This is a genomic window from Pseudomonas sp. GW821-FHT02B10, assembly GCF_059421865.1.
Genome location: NZ_JBWKVU010000003.1, coordinates 533599 through 547936 on the forward strand (window position 1 = coordinate 533599; position 14338 = coordinate 547936).

Genomic DNA, 14338 nt, shown 5'->3' on the forward strand with positions numbered 1-14338 from the left:
CCCATGATTGTGGTTGAAAAACTGACGAAGCAGTTCAAGGGTCAGACCGTCCTCAATGGCATTGACCTGACGGTGGCGGAAGGCGAGGTGGTCGCCATCATCGGCCCCAGCGGTTCGGGCAAGACCACCTTTTTGCGCTGCCTGAATTTCCTCGAAGAACCTACCAGCGGCCGGATCAAGGTCGGCAACATCGAAATCGATGGCAGCCGGCCGCTGACCCAGCAGCAGGGCCTGGTGCGGCAACTGCGCCAGCAGGTGGGTTTCGTGTTCCAGAACTTCAACCTGTTCCCCCATCGCACCGCGCTGGAAAACGTCATCGAAGGCCCGCTGGTGGTGAAGAAGACGCCCCGCGAGCAGGCGCTGGCCCTGGGCCGCGGGCTGTTGGCCAAGGTCGGCCTGGCGGGCAAGGAAGACGCCTATCCGCGGCGCCTATCCGGCGGCCAGCAACAGCGCGTGGCGATTGCCCGGGCGCTGGCGATGGAGCCGGAAGTGATCCTGTTCGACGAACCGACCTCGGCCCTCGACCCGGAGCTGGTGGGCGAAGTACTGGCGACCATCCGCGGCCTGGCCGAAGAAAAGCGCACCATGGTCATCGTCACCCACGAAATGGGCTTCGCCCGCGACGTGGCCAACCGGGTGATCTTCTTCGACAAGGGGGTGATCGTCGAACAGGGCGAAGCCAAGGCGCTGTTCGCCAACCCCAGGGAAGAACGCACCCGGCAATTCCTCAGCAAGTTCCTCACCTCGGGCCATCCCCAGGCCTGAGCGGCGCCCTCGCTGCCGAGCCCAGGATGGGCTGTGCAGCGAACGCAAACCCGCCATCCCATTCCGCCAGACACATCGCATGCGCCGGTTTACGACGGCTGCGCCGCCGAGCGCAGGCTGCGCCAGCGGCTACAGAAACCACGCTCCCCCGTAACCGCGCCCCCTGTAGCCGCTGCCGAACTCCGCGAGGCTGCGATCGGTCTGGGCGGCATTCCGACACAGCGGCCGCCAGGCCCGCCACTGCATTGCGCCCGGGAAACCGTATGCCCCGGTTTACGACGGCTGCGTCGCCGCGCGCAGGCTGCGCCAGCGGCTACAGGCCTCAGATCTATCTCCCATTACCCTTCTCCTTTTCCTACCTGCCGTATACGTAAACCCCTTCTATACATATTCCTAAAAGTTAGTTTATTTAATTTTTATACGCGCATAGGGTATATGCACCGGACCACCGGACATTCTTGAACCCGATTTCGCCGCCACGGCGCGGCACTTCCAAAGATGTGAGGTAGGTATGGTCCGGAACACAATCACCCCAGTGCAGATCGCCAGGGCATTGCGTGCAGCCAAGGAGTGGCACTGATGTCCAATCTGGCCGATGCAAATGTCCAGAGCGATCTGGATGTCGCCCCCCTGTTGTTGCCCGCACGGGTTCTGCTGAACGACGCAGAAGCCCTTCAAGCCGCCCATGAACTGGCCACCGTCGCCCGCCAGCAGGCGGCCCGGCGCGACCAGCAGCGCAAGCTGCCGTGGGCACAAATCGAACACTTCACCCGCAGTGGCCTGGGCAGTATTGCCATCCCCCGTGAGTACGGCGGCCCGCAGGTGTCTTTCGTGACCCTGGCCGAAGTCTTCGCGATCATTTCCGCGGCCGACCCGGCCCTGGGACAGATCCCGCAGAACCAGTTCGGCATTCTCAACCTGATCCTCGGCAGCGCCACCGAACGGCAGAAAAAGCAGCTATTCCAGAGCGTGCTGGAAGGCTGGCGCATCGGAAACGCCGGCCCGGAACGCGGGACCAAAAACACCCTGGAACTCAAGGCACGGATCAGCGCCGACGGCGACGGTTACCTGCTCAATGGCCAGAAGTTCTATTCCACCGGCGCCCTGTTTGCCCACTGGGTGGCGGTCAAGGCGTTGAACGACGACGGCAGGCAGGTCCTGGCCTTCGTCCGGCGCGGCACGCCAGGGCTGCGCATCGTCGACGACTGGTCGGGCTTCGGCCAGCGCACCACCGCCAGCGGCACCATTTTGCTCAACAACGTGCGGGTCGATGCCGACCTGGTGGTGGACAACTGGCGGATCAACGAGTCGCCGAATATCCAGGGCGCGGTCTCGCAGCTGATCCAGGCGGCCATCGACGCCGGCATCGCCCGCGCCGCCATCGACGACGCCATCAGCTTCGTGCGTGAACGCTCGCGGCCGTGGGTCGACGCCAACGTCGAACGGGCCAGCGACGACCTGTATGTAATCGCCGACATCGGCAAGCTGAAAATCGAACTGCACGCCGCCGAGGCCCTGCTGCGCAAGGCCGGCCAGGTGCTGGACCAGGTCAATGCCGCGCCGATCAGCGCCGAATCCGCCGCCCGCGCCTCGATCGCCGTGGCCGAGGCCAAGGTGCTGACCACCGAGATCTCCCTGCTGGCCAGCGAGAAACTCTTCGAGCTGGCCGGCAGCCGCGCCACCCTCGCCGAGTTCAACCTCGACCGGCACTGGCGCAACGCCCGGGTCCACACCCTGCACGATCCGGTGCGCTGGAAATACCACGCCGTCGGCACCTATCACCTGAACGGCACCCTGCCGGCTCGCCATTCCTGGATTTAAGCGACCAGATCTCTGGAGAAGTACATGACTCTTTCTCAACACGTCGCGGTCATAACCAGCGATGAGCAAGCCCTGATCGTCGCCAGCGACCTGGCCGAGGATTTCAAGCGCGACAGCGCCCTGCGCGACCGCGAACGCCGCCTGCCCCACCCCGAACTCGAAGCCTTTTCCCGCTCCGGCCTGTGGGGCATCAGCGTGCCCAGGGAATACGGCGGTGCCGGTGTGTCCAACGTCACCCTGGCCAAGGTCATCGCCCTGATCGCCCAGGCCGACGGCTCCCTGGGGCAGATCCCGCAGAACCATTTCTACGCCCTCGAAGTGCTGCGGGTGAACGGCAGCGCGGCGCAGAAAAAACGCCTGTACGCCGAGGTCCTGGCCGGCCAGCGCTTCGGCAATGCCCTGGCCGAGCTGGGCACCAAGACCGCCCACGACCGCACCACTCGCCTGACCCGGGACGTGCAGGACGGACGCGACGGCTATCGCATCAACGGCCGCAAGTTCTATTCCACCGGCGCCATCTACGCCCAGCGCATCCCCACGTCGGTGGTGGATGAACACGGCGTGCAGCAACTGGCCTTTGTCCCGGCGGGCAGCCAGGGCCTGAACGTGATCGACGACTGGAGCGGCTTCGGCCAGCGCACCACCGGCAGCGGCTCGGTGGTATTCGAGGACGTGTTCGTCGCCGCCGAGGACGTGATTCCCTTTCAGAGCGCCTTCGAGCGCCCGACCACCGTCGGCCCGCTGGCGCAGATTCTCCACGCCGCCATCGACACCGGTATCGCCCGCGCCGCCTATGAGGACGCCCTGCATTTCGTGCGCACCAAGACCCGGCCGTGGATCGACTCCGGCAACGACAAGGCCAGCGAAGACCCACTGACCCTCAAGAGCTTCGGCCACCTGAGCATTCGCCTGCACGCCACCGAGGCGTTGCTGGAGCGCTCCGGGGAGTTCCTCGACGCCGCCCAGGCCGAGCCCGACGCCGAGACCGTGGCCGCCGCCTCCATCGCGGTCGCCGAGGCCCGCGCCATCAGCACCGAAATCTCCCTGGCCGCCGGCAGCACCCTGTTCGAACTGGCCGGCAGCCAGGCGACCCTGGCCGAACATGGCCTCGACCGGCACTGGCGCAACGCCCGGGTGCACACCCTGCACGACCCGGTGCGCTGGAAGTACCACGCGGTGGGCAACTACTACCTCAACCAGACGAACCCGCCATTGCGGGGGACTATCTGATGAGTGCTCTGGAGAAAGGCAAAAAAAAGATCCTGCTCAATGCCTTCAACATGAATTGCATCGGGCACATCAACCACGGCCTGTGGACCCACCCTCGGGACACCTCGACCCAGTACAAGACTATCGAGTACTGGACCGAGCTGGCGCAGCTGCTGGAGCGCGGACTGTTCGACGGGCTGTTCATCGCCGACATCGTCGGGGTCTACGACGTCTACCAGAACTCGGTGGACGTGACGCTCAAGGAGTCGATCCAGCTGCCGGTCAACGACCCGCTGCTGCTGGTTTCGGCCATGGCCGCGGTGACCCGCAACCTCGGCTTCGGCCTCACCGCCAACCTCACCTACGAGCCGCCGTATCTGTTCGCCCGGCGCATGTCGACGCTGGACCACCTGAGCCGCGGCCGGGTCGGCTGGAACATCGTCACCGGCTACCTCGACAGCGCCGCCAAGGCCATGGGCCTGAGCGAACAGGCCGAGCACGACCGGCGCTACGACCAGGCCGACGAATACCTGGAAGTGCTCTACAAGCTTTGGGAAGGCAGCTGGGAAAACGACGCGGTGATCAACGACCGCGAACAACGGATCTACGCCCGGCCGGAGAAGGTGCACAAGGTCGAGCACAAGGGCGAGTTCTATCAGGTCGAGGGCTATCACCTGTGCGAACCCTCGCCGCAGCGCACGCCGGTGCTGTTCCAGGCCGGCAGTTCCGATCGCGGCCTGCTGTTCGCCGGGCGCCACGCCGAGTGCGTGTTCATCAGCGGGCAGAACAAGCCCACAACCCGCGCCCAGGTGGACAAGGTCCGCGCCAGCGCCGTGGCGGCCGGGCGCAATCCCGAGGACATCAAGGTGTTCATGGGGCTCAACGTGATAGTCGCCGCGACCGAGGAGCTGGCCTGGAAGAAGCACGCCGAATACCGCAGCTACGCCAGCGCCGAAGCCGGAGTGGCGCATTTCTCGGCGTCCACCGCCATCGACTTTTCCCGGTACGAGATCGACGAACCGATCCAGTACGTGAAGAGCAACGCCATCCAGTCGGCCACCAAGAACCTGCAGAACAACGACTGGACCCGGCACAAGCTGCTCGACCAGCACGCCCTGGGCGGGCGCTACATCACCGTGGTCGGTTCGCCGCAGCAAGTGGCCGACGACCTCGAATCCTGGATTGCCGAGACTGGCCTGGACGGCTTCAACCTGACCCGCATCGTCACCCCGGAAAGTTATGCCGACTTCATCGACCTGGTGATCCCCGAACTGCAACGCCGCGGCTCGTACAAGACCGCCTACGACAACGGCACCCTGCGCGAAAAGCTGTTCCGGCAGGACGCGCAGTTACCCGAGCAACACAGCGGCGCCACCTATCGCCACTAACCCTGTAGCCGCTGCCGCAGGCTGCGATCGACTGCGAAGCAGTCGTGCTCTTGAGGACGCAGGAAGGTCCTGCGACCAGCGTGGCCCGGACCATCGCAGCCTGCGGCAGCGGCTACAGGTCACCCGAATATCTAACGCACTGACTGGAACCAAAACCATGAAAACCAAGCTCTTAAGCCACCCAGTCAAAGCACTGGCCCTCGCCCTCGGACTGTTCGCCAGCGCGGTATTCGCCGCCGACGCGCCGCTGAAAGTCGGCACCACCGCCGCCTTCGCCATCCCCCTGGAAGCCGCCGTCGAAGAGGCGGGCAAACAGGGCCTGAAAGTCGAGCTGGTGGAGTTCAGCGACTGGATCGCGCCGAACGTCAGCCTGGCCGCCGGCGATATCGACGTGAACTACTTCCAGCACATCCCGTTCCTGGAAAACGCCAAGGCCGCCGCCGGTTTCGACCTGGTGCCGTTCGCCCCGGGGATCATCAACAACGTCGGCCTGTACTCGAAGCGATACAAAAGCTTCGACGAGCTGCCCGAAGGCGCCACGGTGGCCATCGCCAACGACCCGATCAACAGCGGCCGCGGCTTGCAGCTGCTGGCCAAGGCCGGCCTGATCAGCCTCAAGCCGGGGGTCGGCTATAAGGCCACCGAGGACGACATAGTCGCCAATCCAAAGAAACTGAAGATCCTCCAGGTCGAGGCCGTGCAACTGGTACGCGCCTATGACGACGCCGACCTGGTGCAGGGCTACCCGGCCTATATCCGCCTGGCCAAGACCTTCGACGCCGGCTCGGCGCTGCTGTTCGACGGCCTCGACCACAAGGAATACGTGATCCAGTTCGTGATCCAGCCCAAGAGCAAGACCGACCCACGGCTGATCAAGTTCGTCGATATCTACCAGCATTCGCCGGCGGTGCGCGCCGCCCTGGACAAAGCCCACGGCAAGCTCTACCAAGCCGGCTGGGAAGGTTGAGATGAGCGTCGCCTACCTCGCGCACAAGTCGCCGAACCAGCCGCCCGAACAGCGGCAGGACGCGCAGCAGACCGAGCTGCATCCAGAACTGAACCGGGCCCACGTGCGCTTCATCGGCCTGACCAAGACCTACCAGGGCCAGCAAGGCCCGGTGCAGGCCCTGCACGGGATCGACCTGGCGATCCAGCGCGGCGAGGTGTTCGGCATCATCGGCCGCAGCGGCGCCGGCAAGTCGTCGCTGATCCGCACCATCAACCGCCTGGAACAGCCTTCGGGCGGCCGGGTGCTGATCGATCAGGTGGACATCGGCGACTTCGACGAAGACCGCCTGGTGGAGCTGCGCCGGCGCATCGGCATGATCTTCCAGCACTTCAACCTGATGTCGGCCAAGACCGTGTGGCAGAACGTCGAGCTGCCGCTGAAGGTGGCCGGCGTGCCCAAGGAACAGCGTGAGCGCAAGGTCCGCGAACTGCTGGAACTGGTGGGCCTGAAGGACAAGCACAAGGCCTACCCGGCGCAGCTCTCGGGCGGGCAGAAACAGCGGGTGGGCATCGCCCGGGCGCTGGTCCACGACCCGGCGATCCTGCTGTGCGACGAGGCCACCTCGGCGCTGGACCCGGAAACCACCCAGTCGATCCTCGGCCTGCTCAAACAGATCAACCAGCGCCTGGGCCTGACCATCGTCCTGATCACCCACGAGATGGCGGTGATCCGCGATATCTGCGACCGCGTGGTGGTGCTCGAGCATGGGCATATCGTCGAGCAGGGGCCGGTCTGGGAAGTGTTCGGCAACCCGCAGCACGAGGTCAGCAAGACCCTCCTGGCGCCCTTGCAGCACGGCTTGCCGGAAGAGTTGCAAAACCGCCTGCAGGCCCAGCCGAAGTCTTCCGACGCGGCGGTGGTGTTGCGCGTGCGGTTCACCGGCAGGAGCAGCGACGAGCCGGATCTGGCCGCGCTGTTCGGCACCCTGGGCGGGCGCGTGCGGCTGCTGCACGGCGGCGTGGAGCGGATCCAGGGGCATGCCCTGGGGCGATTGCTGCTGGCGGTCAGCGGCTCGTCCCTGGGCGCCGAGGAGCAACGTTTACGCGCGCAGCACTTTTTGCACAAGCAATGGACACAACAGGTAGAGGTGCTGGGTTATGTGGTTTGATCGCTTGCTCCAGGGCGTTATCGATACCTTCCTGATGGTCGGCGTGTCGTCGCTGATCGCGCTGCTGGCGGGCATTCCGCTGGCGGTGATCCTGGTCACCAGCGGCAAGGGCGGGATCTATGAAGCGCCCAGGCTGAACAGCGTGCTGGGGGCCTTCGTCAACCTGTTCCGCTCGATCCCGTTCCTGATCCTGATGGTGGCGCTGATCCCCTTCACCCGGCTGATCGTCGGCACTACCTACGGCGTCTGGGCCGCCGTGGTGCCACTGACCATCGCCGCCACGCCGTTCTTCGCGCGGATCGCCGAGGTCAGCCTGCGCGAGGTCGACCACGGCCTGATCGAAGCCGCCCAGGCCATGGGCTGCCGGCGCTGGCACATTGTCTGGCACGTGCTGTTGCCGGAGGCGCTGCCGGGCATCGTCGGCGGCTTCACCATCACCCTGGTGACCATGATCAACTCCTCGGCCATGGCCGGGGCCATCGGCGCCGGGGGCCTGGGGGACATCGCCTATCGCTACGGTTACCAGCGTTTCGACAGCCAGATCATGCTCACGGTGATCGTGCTGCTGGTGATCCTCGTCGCGGCGATCCAGCTCGGCGGCGACCGCCTGGCGCAGGTGCTCAACAAGCGTTGAGAAACGCCACCTTCGTTGTGACGAATAACCTGTAGCCGCTGCCGAAGGCTGCGATCGGTTTGGGCGGCATTCCGTGCGAAACGGCCGTGCTCTTGAGAGCGCCGAAGGCCCTTCGGGCCTTATCGCAGCCTTCGGCAGCGACTACAGAGGGCCGGGGGGACGGGCATGGAGTATATTCGGCACATCACTCCAGCCAACGCAGCCCGCCATGAAACTCGCTCCCGACGACCTCGACCAGATCACCTCCACCACCCTGGGTCACTACAACCAGGTGGCCGAAGATTTCCGCGAAGGCACCCGCGACCACGATGTCAGCCAGAACATCGACGCGCTGCTTCGACATATCCAGGGCACGGCGCCCTTCACCCTGCTGGACTTCGGCTGCGGTCCCGGGCGCGACCTGCAGACCTTTACCCGCCTGGGTCATATCGCGGTCGGCCTCGATGGCTCCGAACGCTTTGCCCAGATGGCCCGGGACGACAGCGGCTGCGAGGTCTGGCAGCAAGACTTCCTCAAGCTCGACCTGCCCGCCGAGCGCTTTGACGGCATCTTCGCCAACGCCGTGCTGTTTCATATCCCCTCGCAGGAGTTGCCGCGGGTGCTGCGCCAACTGCATGCCACGCTGAAACCCGGCGGCGTGCTGTTCAGCTCCAACCCGCGCGGCGACAACCGCGAAGGCTGGAACGGCGCGCGTTATGGCGCCTACCACGACCTGGCGGCCTGGCAGCAATTGCTCACCGCGGCGGGGTTTGTCGAGCTGGAGCATTACTACCGGCCCGCCGGCCTGCCGCGGGAGCAGCAGCCGTGGCTGGCGAGTGTGTGGCGCAAGGTTTGAGCGGTTTGCCAGATAGGCCGTAGCGCCTGGTTCGCGGGCAAGCCTCGCTCCTACGGGGTATTCCAGCGTAGGAGCGAGGCTTGCCCGCGATGGCGTCCTCTCGAACGAGCACAATCTCAAGCCGTGGTTTTCTTCGGCTCCTTGATCTTGTACCAGGCCACATACAGCGCCGGCAGGAACAGCAGCGTCAGCAGGGTGGCGACGATGATGCCGCCGATCATGGCGTAGGCCATCGGCCCCCAGAACACTTCCCGGGCGATGGGGATCATGCCCAGGCTGGCCGCCGCGGCGGTCAGCAGGATCGGCCGGCGCCGGTGCTCGGTGGCTTGCACCACCGCGTCCCAGGATGAATGACCGGCGCGCTCGAATTCGTCGATCTGGGTCACCAGGATCACCGAGTTGCGGATGATGATGCCGATCAGCGCGAGAATCCCGAGGATCGCCACAAAGCCCATGGGCGTGCCCGACGGCACCAGCGCCAGGACCACGCCGATCAGCCCCAGGGGCGCGACGCTGGCCACCAGGAACAGCTTCTGCACGCTGTGTAGCTGGATCATCAGGAAGGTCGCCATGAGGAACAGCATCAACGGCACCACCTTGGCGATCGGCCCCTGGGCCTTGCCGCTCTCCTCCACCGTGCCGCCGGTGGCCACCGAATACCCCACCGGCAGGCCGGCGGCGAATTTGTCGATATCCGGCTTGAGCAACCTGACCAGGTCAGTCGGCTGGATCTCATCACGCACCGAGGCCTTGATGGTGATGGTCGGCTTGCGGTCACGGCGCCAGACCAGCGGCTGCTCCAGTTCGTAACGCACGGTGGCGAAGGCCAGCAGCGGAATCGAGGTGCCGTTGGGGTTGACGATCTGCAGGTTCTGCAGGGTTTCCGGGGAACCGCGCTCGCTGTCGTCGGCCCGGCCGACCACGTTGATCAGGTAGATGTCGTCATGCACCTGGGTCACGGTGGAGCCACTGACGATGCTGTTCATCAACTGCGCCACGTCCTCCGAAGACAGCCCCAACTGGCGGGCCTTGTCCTGGGCGATGTCGATGCGCAGCACTTTGCCCGGCTCGTTCCAGTCGTAGATGATCTCGCCGATGTGCGCGTTCTTGTCCAGTTCGGTGGCCAGTTCGATGGCGTGCTTGCGCACCTGGTCGATGTCCTTGCCGCTGACCCGGTACTGGATCGGCCGCCCCACCGGCGGGCCCATTTCCAGGGCCTGGACGTAGCTGCCGATGCCGACGAAGTCGTCGCGCAGGCGTTTTTTCAGGCGTTCGGTCAGCGCCGTGCGCGACTCCAGGCCCTTGCTGACGATCACCAGCTGCGCGTAGTAGGGGTTCTGCAGTTGCTGGTCCAGCGGCAGGTAGAAACGGATCGCACCTTCGCCGATGTAAGTGCTCCAGCGCACGATGTCCGGGTCGTCCTTGAGGGTCGCCTCCAGGCGATCCACCGCCATGCGGGTCTCGGCGATCGAGGCGTTCTGCGGCAGGTTGAGGTCGACGAGAATCTCCGGCCGATCCGAGGACGGGAAGAACTGGTTCTGCACGAAGCGCATGCCGACCACCGACAGCACGAACGCCAGGACGGTGATACCGATGGCCCACCAGCGGTTGCGCATGGCCCACAGCAGGCCGCCGTTGAAGGCGCGGCCGATGCGGCCCGGCTCCTCGGAATGGGGCTTCACATGGGTGCTGAGGATATGCACGCCGATCACCGGGGCGAACAGCACGGCGACTATCCACGACACCAGCATGGCCACGGCGATCACCGCGAACAGGGTGAAGGTGTACTCGCCGGCGGAACTGGCGTTGAGGCCGATGGGCACGAAGCCGGCGACCGTCACCAGGGTCCCGGTGAGCATGGGGAAGGCGGTGGAGGTGTAGGCGAAGGTCGCCGCCTGCTCCTTGCTCTCGCCCATCTCCAGGCGCGTGACCATCATCTCCACGGTGATCATCGCGTCGTCCACCAACAGGCCCAGGGCGATGATCAACGCCCCGAGGGAAATCCGCTGCATGGTGATGCCGCTGTATTCCATGAAGACGAAGACCATCGCCAGCACCAGCGGAATCGAGCACGCCACCACCAGCCCGGCGCGCACGCCCAGGCTGACGAAACTCACCACCAGCACGATCACCACCGCCTCGAACAGCGCGCTGGTAAAGCCGCCGACGGCTTTTTCCACCACCTCGGCCTGGTCCGACACCGTGTGCACGCCCACGCCCACCGGCAGCTCGGCGGTGAGCTGGTCCATCTTGAGGTGCAGGGCCTTGCCGAAGTCCTGGATGTTGCCGCCCTTCTTCATGGCGATCGCCAGACCGATGGCCGGCTGGCCGTTGAAGCGGAACTGCGGCGTCGAAGGGTCGACGTAGCCGCGGCTGATCTCGGCGATATCCGCCAGGCGATAGAAGCGCTCGTTGAGCCGCAGGTTGACCGTGGCCAGGTCTTTCTCGGAAGCGAACTGCCCCGAGGCGCGCACGGAAATCCGCTCCGGCCCGGCCTCGATCACCCCGGCCGGGGTCACCGCATTCTGCGATTGCAGGCTCTGCAGGACCTGGCGCTGGTCGATGCCCAGCGCCGCCAGCTTGCGTGTGGAGAAGTTCAGGTAGATGACTTCGTCCTGCTCGCCGACCATTTCCACCTTGCCCAGGTTCGGCACCTCGCGGACCTCGGCGCGCACCTGCTCCACATAGTCGCGCAGCTGACGCATGCTCAGGCCGTCGGCGGTAAAGGCGTAGACCGATCCGAACACGTCACCGAATTCGTCGTTGAACCCCGGCCCTTGCAGGCCCTGGGGGAAGTCGCCGCGAATGTCGTTGATCTTCTTGCGCACCTGGTACCAGATTTCTGGAATGTCCTTGGCGCTGGTGGTGTCACGCAGGTTGACGAACACCGTCGATTCGCCGGGGCGGGTGTAGCTTTTCACGTAGTCGAGGGAGTCCAGCTCTTCGAGCTTTTTCTCGATGCGGTCGGTGACCTGCTTGAGGGTTTCCTCCTGGGTCGCGCCCGGCCAGCGGGTCTGGATGACCATGGTCTTGATGGTGAAGGACGGGTCTTCCTCGCGCCCCAGGTTCATGTAGGAGAACACGCCCATCAGCAGGGCGACGAACATCAGGTACCAGATGAAGGACTGATGCTTGATGGCCCACTCGGATAAATTGAAGCTCCCTTTTGTGGCCGGCGTCATCGTGGGCTGTCCTCGTCGATTTTGACTTTCTGCCCCGGTTTGAGGCTGTTCACACCGGCGCTCACCACCCGCTCGCCGATTTTGATCCCGCTGCCGATCAATGCCGAATCATGGTCGCGGCTGAGCACCGTGACCTCCCGCGGCGCCACGGTCCGTGCCTGCGGGTCGACGATCCAGACCCGGGTCTGGCCGTCCACTTCCTGCAGGGCCGACAGCGGCACCTCGGTGCGCGGGACGATGGCGGAACTGAGGGTCACGCTGATGGCCGTGCCGAGGCGGAACGCTTCGGGGGTTTCGGTCAGGGTCAGGCGCGAGCGCCGGGTGCGGGTGGCGCTCTGCGCCTGGGGTTCGATTTCACGCACGATGGCGCTGGTGTTGATGCTCGGGTCCAGCTGCAAGGCGACCTTGAACACCACGTCGGCCGGCAACTGGTCCACCAGCGTCGCCGGCAGGTCGATCACCGCTTCCTTGATGTCCGGGCGAGCCAGGGTCACCACCTGCTGACCGGCGCTGACCACCTGGCCGGCCTCGGCATTCCAGGCGGTGACCACGCCGCCGTGATCGGTGCGCAGCTCGCTGTAGGCGAGTTGGTCGCGGGCCTGGCTGACCGCGGCCCTGGCCTGGTCCAACGAAGCGCGGGTGGTCTTCAGGTCGGTCTGGGCGATATCCAGCTGCGCCTGGGCGCCGACGCCACGGTCGAACAATTGCTGCTGGCGCCGGGCGTTAGCCTGGGCATTGATCCACTGTGCCTCGATCCGGGCCAGGTCGCCCTGGGCGGAACGCAACTGGTTCTGCTGGTCGGTGGGGTCGAGGGTGGCGAGCAAGGCGCCCTTGCCCACCTCGGCGCCGACGTCGACATTGCGATTGGCGATACGCCCCGGCACCCGGAAACCGAGGTTGGTTTCATAGCGGGCCTGGATGCTCCCGGCGAACCGCCCGAGGCTTTCCTCGGACTCGGCGCGCACCTCGAACGACAGCACCGGGCGCACCGGCTCGGGCGCCGGTTCTTCCTTGGAGCAGGCGCCCAGCGTCAGGCCGGCGCATAACAGCAGGGACAGACGCTTCATGGCTGGGCTCCTTGGGCGCCGGTCTCGGCAACGACCTCGACAAGCATCCCCGGATGCAGCAACTGGCCGCCGGCGATCACCACTTTTTCGCCGCCCTTGAGGCCTTCGCTGATGATCACCTTGCCGGTCTGGTAGCGCCCCACCGTGACGGTGTGCAGGGTAGCCTTGCCGTCCTCGCCCACCAGCCATACGGCCGGCTCGTTAAGGCTCTTGGTCAGCGCCGCCCAGGGCAGCTCGACACTGGCCTGGCCGGCCGCATGGGCGCTGGCGCTGACCACCGAGCCCAGGTCCATGCCCGCCGGCAGGCCGTCGAGGGCCACCTTGACCTGCACCGTGCCGCTCTGCGCCGACACCACCGGGGTGACTTCACGCACCTTGCCGGTGGTCTTGATGTTCGGGTTGTCCAGCAGGCTGACGGTGATCGCGCCTTGCTTCGGCGGGGCCACCAGCAGCGATTCGTAGACGTTGAACACGGCGTCGCGCTCGCCGTCGCGGGCCAGGCTGTAGATCGGCACCGTGGCCTGCACCACCTGGCCGACTTCGGCCTGGCGCGCGGTGATCACCCCCGGAGCATCTGCGATCAACGCGGTGTAGCTCAGTTGCTCGCGGGCGTTGGCCAATTGAGCCTGGGCCGCGCTCAGGGCGCTCTGGCTACTGCGCAGCGCCGCCTGGGCGGCATCGTATTCGCTCTGGCTGGTGTAGCCCTTGGGCAGGAGTTTCTGCTGGCGGACGAAGGCCGCGCTGGTCTGCTTGACCCGCGCCTGCTCGGCGAACACCGAGGCGGCGGCGGAATCGACATTGGTCTGCAAGTCTTTCGGGTCGAGCCGGGCCAGGACCTGTCTGGCCGTGACCCGGTCGCCGACGTCGACCAGGCGCTGGATGATCTTGCCGCCGACGCGGAACGACAACTCGGTCTGCACCCGCGCCTGCACATCGCCGGTAAGGGTCACTTGCGCGGCGAAATCGCGGGTCTGCACTGGCTGCACGCGCACCCGCGGCCGCTCCTTTTCGCTCGGCTTTTCCGCGCCACAACCGCTCAGTAGCGCAGCCAGCATCAAACCCACTATCCACTTCGATTCGAGACCAGCCATGCAGGCTCCTTGGCGCGATGCCATCGTACAGGTGACGATACGACTGTGAGCTTAGAACAGGGTTCCACCGCTGCACGCGAGGGGATCACAAACCCTGTAGCCGCTGCCGCAGGCTGCGATCGAGCGCAACGCGGGCGCTGCTTTGGCGAACGCAGGAAGCCCTGGGGAGCTGTCGCGGCGGCTACACAATCGGCACCAATCAGGCACACTGCGCCTCCATGCACAAGGA

At 65.5% G+C, this 14338-nt stretch carries 11 protein-coding genes; 8 read left to right on the top strand and 3 right to left on the bottom strand.

Annotated features, from left to right (window positions below):
* Positions 1-3 precede the first annotated feature (3 nt).
* From tcyN to AC07VU_RS09885, 8 genes are all read left to right on the top strand, one after another.
* A complete protein-coding gene (tcyN, locus tag AC07VU_RS09850; protein WP_007925310.1) occupies positions 4-765 on the top strand; it encodes an L-cystine ABC transporter ATP-binding protein TcyN in 762 nt (253 codons plus the stop codon).
* Between the two features lie 579 nt (positions 766-1344).
* Positions 1345-2586, top strand: coding sequence for an SfnB family sulfur acquisition oxidoreductase (locus AC07VU_RS09855; protein ID WP_495029785.1), 1242 nt, complete (start codon positions 1345-1347; stop codon positions 2584-2586).
* A 24-nt stretch (positions 2587-2610) separates the two neighbouring features.
* Complete coding sequence (locus AC07VU_RS09860; protein WP_495029786.1) at positions 2611-3816, top strand: SfnB family sulfur acquisition oxidoreductase; 1206 nt, start codon at positions 2611-2613, stop codon at positions 3814-3816.
* Positions 3816-5183, top strand: coding sequence for an LLM class flavin-dependent oxidoreductase (locus tag AC07VU_RS09865; protein ID WP_495029787.1), 1368 nt, complete (start codon positions 3816-3818; stop codon positions 5181-5183). Before AC07VU_RS09860 ends, AC07VU_RS09865 begins: the two co-directional genes overlap by 1 nt.
* Before the next feature lie 157 nt (positions 5184-5340).
* The gene (locus AC07VU_RS09870; protein ID WP_102679900.1) at positions 5341-6150 is read left to right on the top strand and encodes a MetQ/NlpA family ABC transporter substrate-binding protein; all 810 of its coding nucleotides are present in this window, start codon (positions 5341-5343) and stop codon (positions 6148-6150) included.
* A 1-nt stretch (position 6151) separates the two neighbouring features.
* Complete coding sequence (locus tag AC07VU_RS09875; RefSeq protein ID WP_495029788.1) at positions 6152-7300, top strand: methionine ABC transporter ATP-binding protein; 1149 nt, start codon at positions 6152-6154, stop codon at positions 7298-7300.
* Positions 7290-7934 carry a methionine ABC transporter permease gene (locus tag AC07VU_RS09880; protein ID WP_257371496.1) on the top strand — a complete coding sequence of 215 codons (645 nt, stop codon included), beginning with the start codon at positions 7290-7292 and terminating at the stop codon, positions 7932-7934. Before AC07VU_RS09875 ends, AC07VU_RS09880 begins: the two co-directional genes overlap by 11 nt.
* A gap of 208 nt (positions 7935-8142) precedes the next feature.
* Complete coding sequence (locus AC07VU_RS09885; RefSeq protein ID WP_007925320.1) at positions 8143-8769, top strand: class I SAM-dependent methyltransferase; 627 nt, start codon at positions 8143-8145, stop codon at positions 8767-8769.
* A 116-nt stretch (positions 8770-8885) separates the two neighbouring features.
* On the opposite strand, the gene AC07VU_RS09890 is transcribed toward AC07VU_RS09885, so the two are convergent.
* Genes AC07VU_RS09890 through AC07VU_RS09900 form a run of 3 tightly spaced genes read right to left on the bottom strand, consistent with a single transcriptional unit; the run spans position 8886 to position 14109 of the window.
* Positions 8886-11951 (bottom strand): efflux RND transporter permease subunit, encoded by a 3066-nt coding sequence (locus AC07VU_RS09890; protein ID WP_277587632.1) that lies wholly within the window; start codon positions 11949-11951, stop codon positions 8886-8888.
* Positions 11948-13018 (bottom strand): efflux RND transporter periplasmic adaptor subunit, encoded by a 1071-nt coding sequence (locus AC07VU_RS09895; RefSeq protein ID WP_274305229.1) that lies wholly within the window; start codon positions 13016-13018, stop codon positions 11948-11950. Before AC07VU_RS09895 ends, AC07VU_RS09890 begins: the two co-directional genes overlap by 4 nt.
* Positions 13015-14109 (bottom strand): efflux RND transporter periplasmic adaptor subunit, encoded by a 1095-nt coding sequence (locus AC07VU_RS09900; RefSeq protein WP_457275410.1) that lies wholly within the window; start codon positions 14107-14109, stop codon positions 13015-13017. The genes AC07VU_RS09895 and AC07VU_RS09900 overlap by 4 nt, the downstream gene beginning before the upstream one ends.
* Positions 14110-14338: the final 229 nt, after the last annotated feature.